The sequence below is a fragment of the Dyadobacter sp. BHUBP1 genome, assembly GCF_050587785.1.
GTDB lineage: Bacteria > Bacteroidota > Bacteroidia > Cytophagales > Spirosomataceae > Dyadobacter.
Map to the genome: position 1 here is coordinate 346,472 of NZ_JBOBIH010000006.1, position 16,339 is coordinate 362,810.

The 16,339-nt window shown below is 49.1% G+C and carries 18 protein-coding genes and 1 tRNA gene; 11 read left to right on the forward strand and 8 right to left on the reverse strand.

Annotated elements, in window-relative coordinates; genetic code table 11:
- The gene (locus ACQ4MZ_RS23580) at positions 1-837 is read right to left on the reverse strand and encodes a GNAT family N-acetyltransferase (RefSeq protein ID WP_430849153.1); all 837 of its coding nucleotides are present in this window, start codon (positions 835-837) and stop codon (positions 1-3) included.
- An 11-nt stretch (positions 838-848) separates the two neighbouring features.
- Positions 849-2,474 carry an ankyrin repeat domain-containing protein gene (locus ACQ4MZ_RS23585; RefSeq protein ID WP_430849155.1) on the reverse strand — a complete coding sequence of 542 codons (1,626 nt, stop codon included), beginning with the start codon at positions 2,472-2,474 and terminating at the stop codon, positions 849-851.
- 120 nt (positions 2,475-2,594) lie between these two features.
- Between ACQ4MZ_RS23585 and ACQ4MZ_RS23590 the strand changes: the two genes are divergently transcribed.
- Entirely contained in the window at positions 2,595-2,966 is a 372-nt protein-coding gene (locus ACQ4MZ_RS23590) for a GNAT family N-acetyltransferase (protein ID WP_430849157.1), read from the forward strand.
- A 9-nt stretch (positions 2,967-2,975) separates the two neighbouring features.
- Here the strand turns inward: ACQ4MZ_RS23590 and ACQ4MZ_RS23595 are convergent, their stop codons facing one another.
- The 4 genes from ACQ4MZ_RS23595 to ACQ4MZ_RS23610 form a co-directional block, all read right to left on the reverse strand.
- Entirely contained in the window at positions 2,976-4,049 is a 1,074-nt protein-coding gene (locus ACQ4MZ_RS23595; protein WP_430849159.1) for a winged helix DNA-binding domain-containing protein, read from the reverse strand.
- 127 nt (positions 4,050-4,176) lie between these two features.
- Positions 4,177-4,560 (reverse strand): hypothetical protein, encoded by a 384-nt coding sequence (locus ACQ4MZ_RS23600; protein WP_430849161.1) that lies wholly within the window; start codon positions 4,558-4,560, stop codon positions 4,177-4,179.
- Positions 4,561-4,904: 344 nt separating this feature from the next.
- Positions 4,905-5,369 carry a GNAT family N-acetyltransferase gene (locus ACQ4MZ_RS23605; RefSeq protein ID WP_430849163.1) on the reverse strand — a complete coding sequence of 155 codons (465 nt, stop codon included), beginning with the start codon at positions 5,367-5,369 and terminating at the stop codon, positions 4,905-4,907.
- A gap of 77 nt (positions 5,370-5,446) precedes the next feature.
- On the reverse strand, positions 5,447-6,070 hold the full coding sequence (locus ACQ4MZ_RS23610) for an SDR family NAD(P)-dependent oxidoreductase (RefSeq protein ID WP_430849165.1): 624 nt from the start codon (positions 6,068-6,070) through the stop codon (positions 5,447-5,449).
- Positions 6,071-6,168: 98 nt separating this feature from the next.
- Between ACQ4MZ_RS23610 and ACQ4MZ_RS23615 the strand changes: the two genes are divergently transcribed.
- The 4 genes from ACQ4MZ_RS23615 (at position 6,169) to ACQ4MZ_RS23630 (ending at position 8,497) form a co-directional block, all read left to right on the forward strand.
- Positions 6,169-6,975, forward strand: a complete 807-nt coding sequence (locus ACQ4MZ_RS23615) for a LuxR C-terminal-related transcriptional regulator (RefSeq protein WP_430849167.1) — start codon at positions 6,169-6,171, stop codon at positions 6,973-6,975.
- A gap of 142 nt (positions 6,976-7,117) precedes the next feature.
- The gene (locus ACQ4MZ_RS23620; RefSeq protein ID WP_430849169.1) at positions 7,118-7,426 is read left to right on the forward strand and encodes a hypothetical protein; all 309 of its coding nucleotides are present in this window, start codon (positions 7,118-7,120) and stop codon (positions 7,424-7,426) included.
- Between the two features lie 121 nt (positions 7,427-7,547).
- Positions 7,548-7,943 carry a response regulator gene (locus ACQ4MZ_RS23625; protein ID WP_430849171.1) on the forward strand — a complete coding sequence of 132 codons (396 nt, stop codon included), beginning with the start codon at positions 7,548-7,550 and terminating at the stop codon, positions 7,941-7,943.
- A 59-nt stretch (positions 7,944-8,002) separates the two neighbouring features.
- Positions 8,003-8,497 carry a DUF1772 domain-containing protein gene (locus ACQ4MZ_RS23630; RefSeq protein ID WP_430849173.1) on the forward strand — a complete coding sequence of 165 codons (495 nt, stop codon included), beginning with the start codon at positions 8,003-8,005 and terminating at the stop codon, positions 8,495-8,497.
- Positions 8,498-8,508: 11 nt separating this feature from the next.
- On the opposite strand, the gene ACQ4MZ_RS23635 is transcribed toward ACQ4MZ_RS23630, so the two are convergent.
- Entirely contained in the window at positions 8,509-10,947 is a 2,439-nt protein-coding gene (locus tag ACQ4MZ_RS23635) for an outer membrane beta-barrel protein (RefSeq protein WP_430849175.1), read from the reverse strand.
- A gap of 241 nt (positions 10,948-11,188) precedes the next feature.
- Between ACQ4MZ_RS23635 and ACQ4MZ_RS23640 the strand changes: the two genes are divergently transcribed.
- Both ACQ4MZ_RS23640 and ACQ4MZ_RS23645 read left to right on the forward strand, forming a co-directional pair.
- Entirely contained in the window at positions 11,189-12,229 is a 1,041-nt protein-coding gene (locus ACQ4MZ_RS23640) for a sensor histidine kinase (protein WP_430849177.1), read from the forward strand.
- 1 nt (position 12,230) lies between these two features.
- A complete protein-coding gene (locus tag ACQ4MZ_RS23645; protein ID WP_430849180.1) occupies positions 12,231-12,947 on the forward strand; it encodes a LytR/AlgR family response regulator transcription factor in 717 nt (238 codons plus the stop codon).
- A gap of 64 nt (positions 12,948-13,011) precedes the next feature.
- Here the strand turns inward: ACQ4MZ_RS23645 and ACQ4MZ_RS23650 are convergent, their stop codons facing one another.
- Positions 13,012-13,587: a porin family protein gene (locus ACQ4MZ_RS23650; RefSeq protein ID WP_430849182.1), complete on the reverse strand. Its 576-nt coding sequence runs from the start codon at positions 13,585-13,587 to the stop codon at positions 13,012-13,014.
- 28 nt (positions 13,588-13,615) lie between these two features.
- Between ACQ4MZ_RS23650 and ACQ4MZ_RS23655 the strand changes: the two genes are divergently transcribed.
- The 4 genes from ACQ4MZ_RS23655 to ACQ4MZ_RS23670 all read left to right on the forward strand — a co-directional run bounded on the left by ACQ4MZ_RS23655 (position 13,616) and on the right by ACQ4MZ_RS23670 (position 16,324).
- Complete coding sequence (locus ACQ4MZ_RS23655) at positions 13,616-13,975, forward strand: hypothetical protein (RefSeq protein ID WP_430849184.1); 360 nt, start codon at positions 13,616-13,618, stop codon at positions 13,973-13,975.
- 159 nt (positions 13,976-14,134) lie between these two features.
- Positions 14,135-14,219: transfer RNA gene (locus ACQ4MZ_RS23660), tRNA-Ser, on the forward strand.
- Positions 14,220-14,467: 248 nt separating this feature from the next.
- Entirely contained in the window at positions 14,468-15,688 is a 1,221-nt protein-coding gene (locus ACQ4MZ_RS23665; RefSeq protein WP_430849186.1) for a site-specific integrase, read from the forward strand.
- A gap of 369 nt (positions 15,689-16,057) precedes the next feature.
- Entirely contained in the window at positions 16,058-16,324 is a 267-nt protein-coding gene (locus ACQ4MZ_RS23670; RefSeq protein ID WP_430849188.1) for a transposase, read from the forward strand.
- Positions 16,325-16,339 lie beyond the last annotated feature (15 nt).

Here is a 16,339-nt window from a genome sequence, read left to right on the forward strand (position 1 = left end):
CTACCCCAATTGCGATCGGTCGATAATGCGGATCATTCCGAATGCCTCGCCAAAGCCAGTTTGCTGATAGAATCGGGCTAATCCGTGCCCTGTGAAGAGTCCTACCAAAGCCCCCTCGGGTGCATGCGCATCGAGCCAGCGTTTTACCTCTCTCATAACTGCCGACCCAACTTGTTTTCGTTGCCAGTCGCGATGCACCATGACGTCTTTAATATAGTAAAAGCTAAAACCATCCCCCAATACCAACGCGCAGCCGATCACCTCGCCAGTTTCGGTATTTTCCGCAACCGCTGTGAAAAGTGCGGCATCGAGCTTCTGCTGGAGTATATCTTCCGCCTGTGTACCCGACCATCCTACTGATTCGGCAAGTTTACGGTATTCGTCTGTTGTGAGCGCGCGGCCCAGCGTCCTTACATGAGCCGGCAGCGGCTGCGACTTGCTCTCGCTGCCAGAAGTAGCTGGCGCAGCGAAGGTAACATAGTTACCATTGAGGTCCTTCACTACATATTCATCGAACCCCCAGGGCTGCTTCTCCAAATGCATAACAATTTCAGCCTCTCGGTCGCGATGCAACTGGTACAGCTCCCGGATATTTTTAACCCTGATCCACACACACTGACCACGCATCCGGTCGGCGGCGTCGATGTCCTGCGAGAACTGGATGAATGCGCCATGCCATGAAACGCCTCCATGATTTGGCGGGGTACCCCAGGTCCAATGACCGGGGAAGCCAAGCACTTCATGCCAGTATTTGACAGTTTCGGCCACATCCTTCACCGATAATACCGGTTCGGCATGGGATATGAACGGCTCAGGCTTGTCGTTGTCGATTTTCATGGAACTGCATTTTACAGCTTTGATAATGCGAGCACCGCCTCATGTCCGCGCTTCTCTGCCCACGCACGCGGGCGCGCCCAGGGTTTGTCGGCAGGTAACCTGGGATTAGCACCCTTTTCAAGCAAAAACTCCGCCATTTCCGCTTGGCCTGCTTTCGCGGCCCAGCCAAGCGGCGTGGTACAATGCTGCTCGTCGATCGCATCGATATCGGCACCGTGTTCGAGAAACAATCCGGCATTATGTATATCGCCACGCTCTGCAAACCGGTGCAAAGGGGTAATTCCAAGCCAGTTTTTGGCATTAGCGTTCATACCGCGCTGAAAGAGGAATTTCGTAAGCTCACGACTTTTTATCGCATCCTGCGGACCCTGACTCCGCACACCCACGGCAATTTGTTTCGCCAGGTCGGGTTGGTAATGCAGCATTAGCCGAACGAAATCTTCGTTTCCCTGCCCTGCGGCCGTTTCCAGAGCGGATGCGTCGTTCGCCAGCGTAGGGTTGGCCCTCAAAACAGCTGCGGCCGTCTGGATGTCTCCATAGTATGCCAGCAAATCGAGCGATCGCGCCGCGCCGTAAGAACAAAGCAAGTTGATCATCGCCCTGTCACCGCGCTCCAAAGCCGCAGTGAGCGAATCCGCAGAGCTTTCCACCGGCACATTTGGATGTGCACCATGTTCGAGGAGCAGTCTGACGATTTCGATGTGGTTATACACCACCGCTGAATGCAACGCATGGCCCATCGGCGCTATGCCTTCTTCGGGCAAGTTGGGATCCGCGCCCTTTTCGAGCAACAGTTTGACGATCGTCATCCGTCCGGCCATTGCCGCATTTTTCAACGGAGTACCGGAGCCTGCATAATAGGTAACATATTCGGAAGGCTTATTGGCGAGTGATGGGTCGACATCGAGCAATGCCTTTACCCTCGCCTCTTCTCCTTTCAATGCAGCCATGCAAATGTCCACATACGCGCCTTTACGCACGAGATGCAAGTAAATATCGTTGGGTTTCCAAGGCCAATCCTCGGGCACATCCCGCCAACCACGGTAGGAATAGTCTCCGTTCGTCAGCTGGATGGCTCGTGCACCGTCGGGCCGCCTGGCGTTGATGTCCGCCCCACGATCCAGCAATGCCTCGATCATCTCCGGCTGGCGCGACATGGTAGCCCAGTGAATGGGCTGATTCCCTTCGTCGTCGGTCGCGTGAATGTACTCTTCGGAGCTATTCAATAATGTAATAAAGGCATTAAAATCCCTGTTTCTTATAGCTGCGGCTATCTGCTTTCCAGCCTCTGAGCCTCTGTGTCGGTTTAATGCCCGCTCCAGCAATTCCTCCATTGCCCCAAAGCCACGGTCGCGCGCCATTTGAATGAGCGGATCGCCCGTGCCGGAGTCGACGGGACTTGCGCCGTGTTGTAAGAGGTATGCAGCCACTTCCAACTGATTGTTGGCCACCGCGAACGACATCGGCGTTCGATAGTCGTAGGCGCCGCGCACGAGCGAAGCATCTTTGGCCAGCAACTCTTTCACCTTTTCCAGGTCACCGTCACAGGCAGCACAGAATATTTGCCACACATCGGTTCCGAGTCCTGTCGACCAGAACAATCGTTCTTCTTTTTGCAATGCGGCCGGCTGTGTCATGTTGTTGCGGGTTGGATAAGGCGTATTTTTGCAGGAAAGGTTCGTGTAGTTAGCTATTTTCCAGGTTAAATAAAAGGAATGGATCCCATTGAAATTCAAAAAATTAATGTCGAAGATCTAATGGAAATCCGACATACGGTGCTCTGGCCGGACAAGCCGCGCGAGTTTGTAAAAGTGCCAGAGGATGAAAGCGGTACCCATTTCGGGTTGTATTTTGAAGGCACATTGGTGTCCGTCATTTCGTTGTTTGATGGCAATCAGGACATCCGGTTCCGCAAATTCGCGACACTGCCGGGCTTACAGGGGAAAGGGCTGGGTTCCAGGCTCCTCCAACATGCCATCGCATACGCGCAAGCACAAGGATACACACGCATGTGGTGCGACGCCCGCACGGATGCGCTCGGATTTTACGAACGCTTTGGTTTTAAAAAGTTCTCCGAGCCCTTTTTCAAAGAACACATCAAGTATTACAAAATCGAGCGGATGCTTTGATACGGATCCCTATTGAAGTACTACATTCTTTTTCCCGATAAACCGGGCATACGCCGTACCGGCTGCTTCCAGCGAGTTCTCGGCGGCCACGGGCATTTTAGATAACCGGGAAAGCTCGATATGAACAGCATCTTTTTTCTCGGTCCGCCGCCAGGCTGCCACAACCTTACCTTTTACCATGACAACCGGTTTAAAAATCCCACCACCCGACTCCGGATTCTGCGCAACCGCATCGTCCACGGCTGCGCTACGATCAGCGTAGCCGATGGTGATCTCGTCGTAGGCAGGAACGAGCATTGCTTTTCCGTGTACTTTAGGAAGTTCTGCAACGGCGGTAAAAAGGTATTCGCGCCCGTCGACATGGGCTGTTTCAAACTCCCCGCGGACGGCCTCGAAAGCCAGCTTCGAATCCGTCAGCGACAGACCGCTCCACCATGCGAAGTCCTGCACAGTGGCCGGGCCGTGGCTTGTAAAATACCGCCTGGCCAGCGCAGCCAATGCTTCTTCCCGCTTCAAAGGTGCCGAAGCGGGCACCTTTTTATCAAACAATGCATAGGTAAATTTTTTCCCTCGCCGCGCACCATTGCAAATGACCTTGTCCAGCTCCGCCTGGAACATTATGTGCGTCGCCCGAAGGTTGTCCGTTTCGATGCCGGCCCTATTTACCTCCGCAATCACTTCTTCTCGCGTCAGTTCGGCGCCGTCGGCCAGCAATTTACCGATCAGGTCGTTGGTAACCTTGAAAACGGCATCATCCAGTTTCAATTGACGATACATCGTACCCGCGAGTTTGTAAACATGGGGGGCCGTCAGGTCCATTATCCACCGCACATCTTCTCTGGCAACAAAATGCCAGGTAGGTCTCATAATATGCGTCCGGATAATGCCGCCAGCATCGATCGCTTGCTCCACGCTGGCATCCGTGGCTTTTTTGAGCCGCATTCCCAGCGCCCATTTGGCCATAGCAAAATCCTGCGACTGCACAGCGCCCATCCAGGCAACCAGTTCCGCAGCATTAGTAAAACGGGTATTCAAAATCTGTTGATTTGCAAGGCGTAGTGCGGCAATGTCGGCTAAATTCATGGCTGGATGATGATTCAGGCATAGGTTTGAGTCACCTAAAATGATGATTTATATACAAAAAAGAAAACCCTGCCGACCCGAAAGGTGGCAGGGAATGCTATAAGGCTGGATTTAAATCGGCCGGTATTTATCTGGAAACAGAAATTTGTCGGAGACCAACGGATTGGAAGTAGGCCATTGCCGCAACCCAAACTGCGACAGCGCCGATTAATCCATAACCCATGATCGAAATCGGGAACGGCTGGAACAGCACAATGGCCGCGCTGGCGACTACCCAAAGCGTATCCAGCACAATCACCAACCTGACGGCCCGTGCATTCACGGGGTTACCACGGCTTACAGAAAAGACCAGCGCGGCAAATGCAATGAGGAAAATGCCGACCTCAATAAAAGGCATGGTAACCGTAGTTTCGAACAGGCCGGCAACTATTTTCGGAAAAACAGCCAGCCCTAAACCCGTTGCACCTGAACTGATTGCATTGATGAGCATTACATTTTTGAGCATTTTCATATGTCGATTGTTTAGTTGTTTTTGGATGCAACAAAGGTATTGCAGCCCCTCCGCCCACGGCTTACCCGCACGCGCCAACGACTTATCACTTTATGACATGCTCTGTTACGATGTCTGGGGTCAGGAGGTGTCAGATATGGCCATGTGTGGTCATGTATTGTCAGGTATAGTCAAGTGTTGTCAAGAGTTGTCATGTATGGTCAGGTGTGGTCGAGAGTTGTCAGGAATAATCATGTCTGGTCAGGGGTTGTAAACCAATCGCGTGACAATACATGACTACCTGACAATACTTGACCATACCTGACAATCCATGACCACGCTTGACCATACCTGACCGTCGCAGCCTACCGCGTAGCCAGCCGCATTTCAGTGAGTATCTTCTTGAAACCTACTTTTTCATACGCAGCCACTGCCGGTGTGTTGTCGGAATAAACCTGCAAACGGACCTCGTCCAGGCCTTTTTCCCGTGCCCATTCCACCAATGCATCAATGATGAGCTTATTGACCCCGCGACCGCGCATATCCGGCTCTGTGTACATGAAACCCAGAAATGCGTACCGTTTGAAATTGCTATACGGTTTCCCTTCGAGGATGCGTGCGTGCCCGCTGGCAATCAACCGGTCACCCAGCGTGGCTACGAGGACCTCGGCTTCATCGCTACGGATCATTTTTTCAAGATCGTAATAATGAAATTCCTCACTTATAAGGGTATCGTCGAGCGGGCGTTCGGCAGCAATCAGGTTTTGTTCGAATTGAAGAAGTGTGGGAAGCTCGTCGAGCCTCGCCTGTCTGATCTGAATGTTTTCCATGAAAATGTTGATGTGTCGATTTCGCAAATCTACCATTTCAGAGGTTGACACGTCGGGTTTCATGGAAATAAATGACACTAGCGAGTCAGCAGCCGTCTTTCCCCGACAGATGGCGCCACATTTTCCAGGATTGCAGCCACCCTCTCGACCGATTCCGGCGCTGCGAATGCCGGTAATGCAACACTATGGATAACCAGGCCGGCTTCATTCAATTCGGAATTGAGGTGCTCAGCAAAACGCTTGTTGAATGTCAGCAACGCCTGCTCCCAAACGGGTACCGGATGTGGGCAATGCCAGAGATCGATTACCTGCGCATGTGCATGAAGCAGCAAGTTGGGCAACAACTGGTGCAGGTAAAGTATGCCACTGGCGTGATTGGTTTTCAATTTTCGGTCCAACGTGCGAATGTCGTAGTCTTCCAGCCGCTGGTGAAACCCGGTTTCGGCATAGTTAATTAAAAAATCGACCTCAAACCGGTCGTTGATCTTTTCACAGGCCGAGATAATGCTTCCGGTATCGGCGTCGTCCGCAACGAGGTAATGTGCAAGCACACGATGCTTTTGCACGATTTCACGCACGAGCGCTTCCAATGGCGTTTCTTTCGCACCGATCAGGATCAGGTGCCGGTTATCGCCCGCCAACGCTTTGGCAAAGGATTTCCCCCAGGGTGTATCGGCCCCGCGGATGACTGAAAAATTCATGACGCTGATGATTTTGACAAAATAATGGCGATTTCCATTAGGTGAAATGCACCCATAGTTGTCCTTGCTATATACCTGCAAAGAAAATCCGGATGCCGATGAGAGGAAATACTGATTTATCATTACAAAACACACCGGGAAAGTCGGTGAGAATTGCGCCTGATTATCTGCAATTGCTCAACAGATATTATGATTTCGACGGGTTTGAACCGGACCGGCTCGATAAGCAGCTGGCGCTTATCCGCGCCATGGCTCAGCTCAGCAGCAGCGGCGTGACAGTATATGACTTACAAAAGCAGGCGCACGTTTACGTTTCCCACAATTTTTACCAACTGTATGGTTACGATTTCGGCGCTATGGATTCCTGCATACCGAACGAAATGTTCGATAGGAAAATCCACCCCGACGATCGCCAGGCACTGGCCAGAAATGGCTATGAAGCGATGAAATTCATGATGGCGCAGCCTGCGCACACGCGCAAGCAGTTCAAAATGGTGACGGAGTATCGGGTCACGCCCGACGATCAGACGACGATCCGAGTCACAGAGCAGCATCAGGTGCTGGAACAGGACGCCTCGGGAAATATCTGGCTTTCATTGGGCGTTATTGACATTTCGCCCAATCAGTCGCTTGCAGGCGTGAAGAGCCAGGTAATCAATTTCCACACCGGCGAACTTATCCGATTAACAAGCAATGATTTGCCGACAGGCGTCAAACTTACGTCCCGCGAAAAGGAAATCCTCGGTATGATCGGCACCGGTAAGTTGAGTAAAGAAATTTCCGCATTGCTGGATATCAGCGTCCACACAGTCAATACACACAGGCAGCGCATACTTGAAAAACTCCAAGCCGATAATTCGATCGAGGCACTGCAAAGTGCAAAAATGATCGGTTTGATTGCCTGAAAATAAATAAAATGCGCCTCGTGATAACTACAATCGGTTTCTAAGAAGTATTTCTACAATAAACTACACGAAATTGGTATAGTTTTAATAACAACGTCGGTTACAATTTTCAACTTATCCGCAAAATCAAAACCTGATAGCTATGGAAGGCGAAAATGAAAAACAGACGGTCATCACGCTGAACGACGAAAGTTTCAAGCATTACCTGATCGAACGCTATGGCAACTATGCCGAAAATTCCAACTGGACACGGCTTAAAAGTGCTTCACAAGAACTAATCTCGCACGAAACCTGGCTGCAATTGTACAATCAGGCCAAACAGGACATTACCCAGAAGGGCGGATCGCTGATCGGCTACGAATTGGTCAACAATATATTGCTAAGCCATGACGGCATCAATTCCCACTGGCCTATGAACTGGATGTGGGTGATGAGGTTCGGACGAAACTAAATGCCCTCAAAAAGGGAATTTAGTTCTTGGCTTGTCGGTTTTAGAGGCTAACTTTACCAATGGCTAATCTATTCATCGACTAACCCGGAATCGGGGCCTATGCGGACAAATCACTTTCCTGATGAGCTACTCCAAGACGATTTACCTTGTTGACGACGATCAGGATGACCGTTTTTTTATCCGCGAGGCAATTCAGGACTCGGGTATGAATGTACGAATTACCGAAGTTGAAAACGGCTTCGACCTTCTTACGCTAATGAAGGAGGTTATCGACCCGGAGTCGTCGGTAATCATTATTGACATGAATATGCCCAAAATGAACGGGCTGGAAACGGTAGCGGCTATCCGTACAGACAACCGCCTCGCCGCAATGCCGATCGTCATGCTCTCCACCTCCTCCAATCCTGCGCTGATACAGACCGCATATTTGTCAGGTGTTACGAGTTTTGTGACCAAACCGAGCACATCCGACGAATTTGCGCAGTTAGCGCGAGAGATAGGTGAGCGTTATTTATAGCCTGTCGCTTTTGTTCTATTTTTCCGCCATTGCCCGGCCGATCTTTGAAAGAAAAAGATATGACGACGATCAACTTGTTCCTGCTTTTCTCGGCCCTTACCAGCGGCCTTATCGCCGGCTTGTTTTACAGCTATTCCTGCTCGGTAAATCCCGGCTTGGGCGCCCTTTCCGACGCGAATTACCTTGCTGCGATGCAATCCATTAATCGTGCAATACTCAATCCGGTGTTCTTTTTCAGCTTTATGGGAACACTTTTGCTCCTGCCGCTGAGCACCTATCAGCATTTCGGCACGGGAAGCCGCTTCTATATATTGCTAAGTGCAACATTGGTGTATGCCATCGGCACATTTGGTGTAACGGTAGCCGGCAATGTGCCTTTGAATGAGTCCTTGGATAAAATTAACCTCGCCGGGGCTTCGTCTCAGGAGCTGGCGGCACATCGTTTGCGCTTTGAAGTCCCCTGGAACAGGTTGAACGCGATCCGTACCTGGGCATCAGTTCTTTCATTTATCCTCGTATTACTCGCCTGCCTGACTACACCCGACAAATCCTGACCAAAAGCTGCTCATTCCACCCGACCCTTTTCGTCGTCGGATGCATTATTGTTGTGACGACGTTTACGGGCGAAGGTTTCCTTCCCAAATTTGTAATTCAAGGCGATGCTGATACGATGCGTGTCTGTTCTGTTGGACTGATCATAATCCGATTGAACGATACCGAATGACCGGCTGTGATAGACCCAGGAATGGAACAGGTCTTCAAAATTCATCGCGATCGTGCCTTTTCCTTTCCAAATCTTTTTCTGAATGCCGCCATTGACGCGGAACATATCTGAAATCTGCGCCTGAGCGTTGATGTCGCGGCTAGCATAATAGCCACCCAACTCCGCATTCCAGCCATTGCCGAGGTTGAAATAATTATTGAGTTCAAGGCGTGCCACATTGGTCGCGTAATTTATTGCATCACTGTATAACGGGCCTTCCATCGCAATACGCGACAACCTCAATGTGGTGCTGTTGTACCACCAGCTTGTGACCTGGCCGGATACGCTCGTGTTCAGCAACGCCATGTAACCATGGGCGATGTTATCGGGACGACTGATGAAAGTGTCGCCCTTCGCCTGAATGGTTGTAAAAAGTACATTGGTAAAGCGATTATAGCTCAGGCCCATGTTCAGAAAGCTTTTATGCTGGTATTTCAATTCCAGCCGGTCCTGATACTGCGGTAGCAAATGAGGATTTCCGGCACTGTAAGTGTATTGATCTTTATAAAAGACGAAGGGGTTCAGCATCTGATAGTTGGGGCGGTTGATCCTCCGCACCGCCATTAGCACAAATGCGTTCCTGTCATTCAGTTTATAATTGAGAAAAATACTGGGGAAGACCTTGGTGTATTTTTGGCTGAAACGTGTTGCCGGAACAGAGTCGTTGCCCAGCTGGTTGCCTTTCGCGATAGTATTTTCCAAACGCAGGCCCAGCTGCATGCCAAAACGTACCCATCGCTTTTCGCCACTTGCATAGGCGGAGTTGATGTTTTCACGGTATTGAAAATGGTTGGACCGGCGGTTGTCGATTACCGCATTACCGTCATTCGTATTGTAATGATTGAAAACAAAGTCATTATCCACATAGCTTGACTTAAATCCTGCTTCGAGACGTCCCTTATTCTTTAGTGGGTGCACATAATCAGCTTTCAACGTGTAGATATTGATTTCCGAAGGGGTACGATAGCGGAACAGCTCCCGGCTGGTAGGGGCACCATCTGCATTGTACCGACGGTTTTCAAGCTCTTGTCTGCCCTTGGTATGATAATTCAGATAGTTTGCGTCGACAGCTAGTTCGCGACCCTTATCGCTTATTTTGTGCAACATATTCATATTCAAGCTCGTGTTATCGCGAACATCCTTCGAAACTGTGCTCCCGTTTCCGGAGCTGATCAGCCCGTTTAATGCATTCCGTTGCGCACTTTCATAACTAAAATTGCCATTTCGTGAAGATCCATTAAGGTTAAGAATTGCTCCGATAGTCGTTTTGGGTGTAGCGGTCAGGTCCATTCCCAGGTTGATATTGTAGCCATTTCCAGCGGTTACCTGGTCATTTTTCAGTCCGACGCGTGATAGCAATGCCCTGGAGCCGTCATAATACCTGCGGTTGAAATCGTCTTTACTGTAATTCTTTTCATAATTATAACCCAGATTAGCGAACAGATTGAGCTTTCGGTGGTTGTAATTCAGGTTCAGGGCATCATTGCTTCGCGCGTACCGCCCCATGCTCCCGCCTACCGCGACGCTCCCCGTGAGCCCACCCGCGCGGGTCTTTTTCAAACGGATGTCGATCACCGCATTACCGGCCGCATCATATCGGGCAGGCGGATTATCTATCAACTCGATCTTATCAAGCACGCCGCCTGGCAACGATTTCAGGTAAGCGACCAGGTCGGCGCCGGACATATAGGTGCTACGCCCATCGATCAGCACCACTACCCCGCCCCTTCCGTTCAGACTGATTTCCCCGTTTGCGTTCACACTCACGCCCGGTGTTTTGCTCAGTACATCAAAGGTATTGCTGGTGGTGCTACCGATCATCGAGCTCACATTGACGATCGTACGGTCTATTTCCTGCTCGATCAGCGGCTTTTGGGCTTTTACCAACACTTCGTTGAGCTCGATACTTTTGGCCGGAAGCAGGATAATGACCGGTAATACAATGCTGGAATGGCTGGCATCGATCGTCAATGCGGTACTTTTGAAATCCTTCTGGCCCACCGCACTGATTGCCAGCACGTAGGTATTGTTTTCAAGATTAACAAAACTAAAATTTCCATTCATGTCCGTGACCTCACCGATTACGAGCGTTGAATCCGATGATTTAAGCAGGCGAACGGTTGCACCCGGCAAATTTTCATTCCCGGAGTCTTTCACCGTTCCGGAAATGGTGTTGGCTGTTTGGGCGAAGGCATTCGAACGGATCAGGATAGTTGTCAGGATTGCGAAAAACGTTTTCATGGCTGTTGTTTTACATAGTCGAATGATGAGGCAAATATTACCCGGCCTCGTAACCCCATGAAATAAATGTGTTGTAACTTCCCGGAACCGTGACGGAAACCGGTTTGGAGCTGACGAACCATTTCGACCCGGCGTAACGGCTTTCTGTCATGGAATCGGGCCGTTATAACCGTTTACTATCGGATTCCTGCTTTCGGGAAGACATATTTGCAGTGCCGTCGAGGCATGAACCGGATGATCCATGAGCAGCATTTTCAACAGCGACAATAAGGAGGCGACTCAAATCGGTATTTATGTGGTGCTCACTGCCGCAGCGTGCGTACCCGTTTTTTTCGGTATTGACACCTACCTGAACATCATAGGCGCTGCACATGATGAAGCCGTTGCCACCGCCGCAACGCTGGTGCTTTTCGGGTGCATTTACATCGGCCGGCATCTGGCCACAATATGGTCGGCCAGGCAGCTCGAAATCCCCAGAAATGTCCTGAATGGACTAGCAATTTCCATTGCCGTCTGTTTCGTCTGGCTTTTTGTCCATGTCGACTTGCAGTTTGAGACGTTCCGGGGCATTAATCTGCTGCTGTACTGGATCCCCTTCCTCATGATCGGGCTTTGCACCGGTGCATTGCTTAAATTATTCAGAATGAGCACGCGGAAGGAACTCGAAGCTGCCAAAACGCAAGCCGCGCAAAGCCAGAGCGAATTGCATTTGCTGCAATCCCAGTTGAGTCCGCATTTCTTGTTCAACACCTTGAATAATATGTACGGTCTTTCGATCACCCAGCATGAAAAAATCCCTGCGCTGATATTAAAACTGTCTGATTTGCTCAGGTATTCGGTGTATGAAGCGAACGAAACTTATGTCCCGCTCAAAGATGAATTGGCTTATATTCACAATTACATCGATTTCGAACAGCTTCGCATCGGCGACCGGCTGGAATTGAAAACCGACATCGAAAGTCTGTCGAGCAACGATATCCGGATTGCCCCGATGCTGCTGATCGTATTCATCGAAAATGCATTCAAACATTCCAAAAACACTTCAGCCCCAACAGTATGCATCGAAATACGGCTGAAAGTGTGGGGAAACTCCATTCTTTTTTACCTCAGAAATTCGCATAACCGGTCTGATATTAATGCCCAAACGGTTGAAAAACACAGTGGTTTCGGCCTTGCGAACGTACGGAAGCGGCTGCAATTATTGTATCCGAACCAGCATGATCTCCACATTGAAAATGAAGAAACCCATTACACCGTCAATTTACGCCTGAACCTCCGATAATATGACGCCTATTGACTGCCTGATCGTCGACGACGAGCCCATTGCGCGGGACATTATACGTACCTACTGTGCACACTTTCCCTACCTGCGCGTCGCGGGCGTGTGCGGGAGCGCGCTCGAAGCCAGGACAGCATTGATGCAGCAAAAAGTCGATATTGTTTTCCTTGACATCAATATGCCTGTGATGGACGGCATTTCTTTTCTCAGAACACTAAAAACGCCGCCGCAAATCATTTTTACGACCGCCTACAAGGAATACGCCGTCGACGCTTTCGACCTCGCCGCCTGCGACTATCTGCTCAAACCCTTTTCCCTCGAACGGTTCATCCTCGCCGTGGACAAGGCCATGGAAAAATTACAGCCAGCAGGCAGTCCATTGACCGCCTCCGGTGAATCAAAAGAAGATGATTTCCTTTTCCTGAAAGCCGATGGCAGGATTTACAAAGTCATGCACGACGACTTATTATATGCCGAAGCGAACGGAAATTACACCAAAGTACGGACCACCCAGCACACATTACTTCCGGCAATGACTTTTTCAGGCTTTGAAGAACTGGTCCCCAAATCGAAATTCCTGCGAATCCACCGGTCGTTTATCATCAACAAATCCAAGATAGACCACATCGAGGGCAACCGTGTGTTTATTCAACATACCGAAATCCCGATCGGCAGCAACTACCGGGAGCAGTTTTTAAAGCAAATCGGGCTTTCCTCGTAAGTTTGTACAGCAAAAAAGCAGGGTTTCCCCTGCCTTCTTGATAATACTGTAAATAGGTAATTCGCTATTTATGAGCTGGGATTGCGAAGAATAAGCTCAGCTGAATCACGCTGTTTTTGAAATCGGGGTTCATGGCCGCGTTCTTATCGAAATCGCCTACTTTGGAAAAACCAGCGATGTAACGGCCCCCGATACCGAGTCCGAAATTGGCCTGATAGCCCAATCCGACGGCACCCGCCAGGTCAAGGTTCTTCGCGAAATGATCGATCGTCTGGTCCGGGACATCTTCGCCTGTTTTAAATGACGCTTGTGGTCCGAGTTCGAAATAGAACCCGCCTTTGGCCCGGAATTTCAACATTACGGGTACCGTCACGTACGACGTTTTGAATTCCCTTTTACCGCCATTGTCAATTTTGGCGCCTTGCGTCGAGAACAACACTTCCGGCTGGATCGAAAACACCTGCCCGATTCCAAAATTCAGGATCCCGCCCAAATGGAACCCCACGAGGGCGTCCGATTCAATGTCACTTCCGGTATAGTTGCTGATGTTGATCCCCGCTTTCGGGCCGATGGAAAACGACTGCGCAAACGCCGCACTACTGAACACCGACAGGAGAACGAGCAAAGAGATTTTTCTCATGGTTTTTGAATTTGAAGTGGTTTAATAAATGGACTCCATCAAACCCGCAAAAACCGTACCAAAGCTCATTACGGCCGAAGAATCAATGGAACCAACATTTCACAAAACATTCGGTATTTTCAGGCATACATTCTCAGAACCAATGAAATACCTGCAATTCCAATTCACCGGAAAAGGCCCGGATGGCCGGAACTACCGGTGTACTATGTTTTACGAACTGTCCATCGCCCCCGACGGAGCCAGTGCCATTGCCTACGCAGAACGTGCCTACCCCGGCTTCACCAACATTCGTGTCGCATCTGCGACAACCATTTCAGCGGATGAATATGCTTTCCACGTACGCACGATGTGCGACTCCGATACCTGGGGTTTCCAATTAATCTCCTAGAATCTTTTTTAGCTTCGGCTGCTCATTCCACAGTCCCATCCTACTTCCCATTCTGAATGAACTACTTACAATTTTTCACAATAAAATATTCAAAAATCTCTTGCGCTTATCGATAATAACTGTACCTTTGCACCATGAATCGCGTACGGCGAATCATTTAGAGAGATGGCAGAGTGGTCGATTGCGACGGTCTTGAAAACCGTTGACTGTAACAGGTCCGGGGGTTCGAATCCCTCTCTCTCTGCAGGACATGATGTCAAAACATTCAAAAACCCCGTTTAAACGCTTTAAACGGGGTTTTTGATTTATACGACCTACCAAAAAATTCAAAAATTCCCAATGTTTTGTGACGTTAATCGTGGAAAACTTGCGCCACGAAAAAATGCGCACAAAACTGCACTTAACTGACTGTATAGCAACCTGTTCACGCCGTGGACATCTTGCGTTTCAATGGTAACAATTCGACTTTTGTTCATTTAAAACAGTCGTATTATGTTAGAAAACAGTTTCGGGTTGAATTTCTTTTTGAAAACCCCAAGTACCGAAAACGAAGATGGCATGAGAGCCATCTACATGCGTGTCACCGTGAATCGCCAAGCCAGGGACATTACTACGCGTCGGGTCTGGCATCCATCCAAGTGGAATGTTAGAGCCGGCAGGGCCACAGGGAACAAAGAAGACACTAAGGAGCTCAACGCCTACTTGGATTCACTGACCACCAAAGTTTTTCAAGCCAAGAAAGCCTTACTGGATGCCGACAAGGAGCTAACCGCCGACGCGATTAAAAATCTGATGCTCGGGAAAGAGGAGGACAAAAGGACTATTCTCAAAATATTTAGGGAGCACAACGATCAAATTGCCGCGCTGGTGGGTGCCGAATTCGCTCCTGGCACACTCGAACGTTATGAGACGTCGCTCAAACACACTCGAGACTTCATTAAATGGAAGTATCAGGAGGACGATTTTGACATCAAGAAGCTGGACTACGAGTTTATTTCGCAATTCGAGTTTTGGCTTAAAGCCAAGAAAAAGATTAGTCACAATACCACTATGAAGTATTTGGCGAACTTTAAAAAAATTGTTCTGCTCTGCGTCAAGAGAGGCTGGCTTATGCGTGATCCTTTCTTTGCATTCAAGTTTACGAAACGAGAAGTTGATCGACAAGCTCTAACTGAGAGTGAGTTGAAAAAGGTATGGGAGAAGGATATGGGTACAGGCCGTTTGGCTTATGTGAAAGACATCTTCCTATTCTGCTGTTACACGGGACTCGCATATGCTGATGTATATAAGTTAAAGCGAACGGAGATCATCGAGGGAATTGATGGCGGGAAGTGGATTACGACGAAACGACAGAAGACTGACACACCTTCCAGAATCCCTCTTCTGCCGATGGCGCTGGAAATTATGGAGAAGTATGAAGATCATCCTCAATGCGAGAATGAAAATCGTGTACTCCCGGTGCTATCTAATCAAAAGATGAATTCGTACTTGAAGGAGATTGCGGACTTATGTGGGATTAAGAAAAATATCACTTTTCACTTGGCGCGGCACACGTTCGCTACAACGGTTACTCTGACTAATGGGGTACCGATTGAGAGTGTATCCAAGATGCTAGGGCATCGGAATATTAAGACTACTCAGCAGTATGCGAAAATTGTCGACAGGAAGATTAGCGATGATATGGCAAGGTTGAAGGATATTCTATCTAAGTAACGCAGTACTTTCGGCACACAGGACTTAAAATCCTGTGGGCCGAAACGCCCGTACGGGCTCGATCCCCGCCACCAGTATTGCTTATCAAATGGTTACGACGAAAATTGCAACTCTTTTCTTATGCAAAATATTTCGTACTAACCATTTGCCAAACAATTCGGCATATCTTCAACTTCATTCCAAGTCCACAGGGAGAACCCAATAATAAGCTTTAATATTTAGCTCCACCATGTAAGAGTAATTTTACGAATTGGCAATTCTTTATGTATCATTCGGTGGTTAGTGATTCTTTGGCCCTCATAATGTAGGCTTTCCCGAATTTAGGACAGTGTAGGATTAGACTCGAAATGAGCTAATTTTAACTGTCACATGAAAAAGAAAAACTACTCAGAGACCCAGATCGTGGCGATCCTCAAACAGTATGAGGGTGGCCGAGAAGCCATGGATGTTTGCCGCGAATACGGCATTTCCAAGGCAACGTTGTTCAATTGGCGCAAAAAATACAGTGGTATGGAGGCTGCGCAGTTGAAAGAACTGAAGGCTTTACAGGATGAGGATCGACGATTAAAGCAGATGTATGCGGAACTGAGCCTGGATTATAAACTAGCGAAGGATATCATCGAAAAAAAGCTGTAGAGCCTTGTCGGCAGA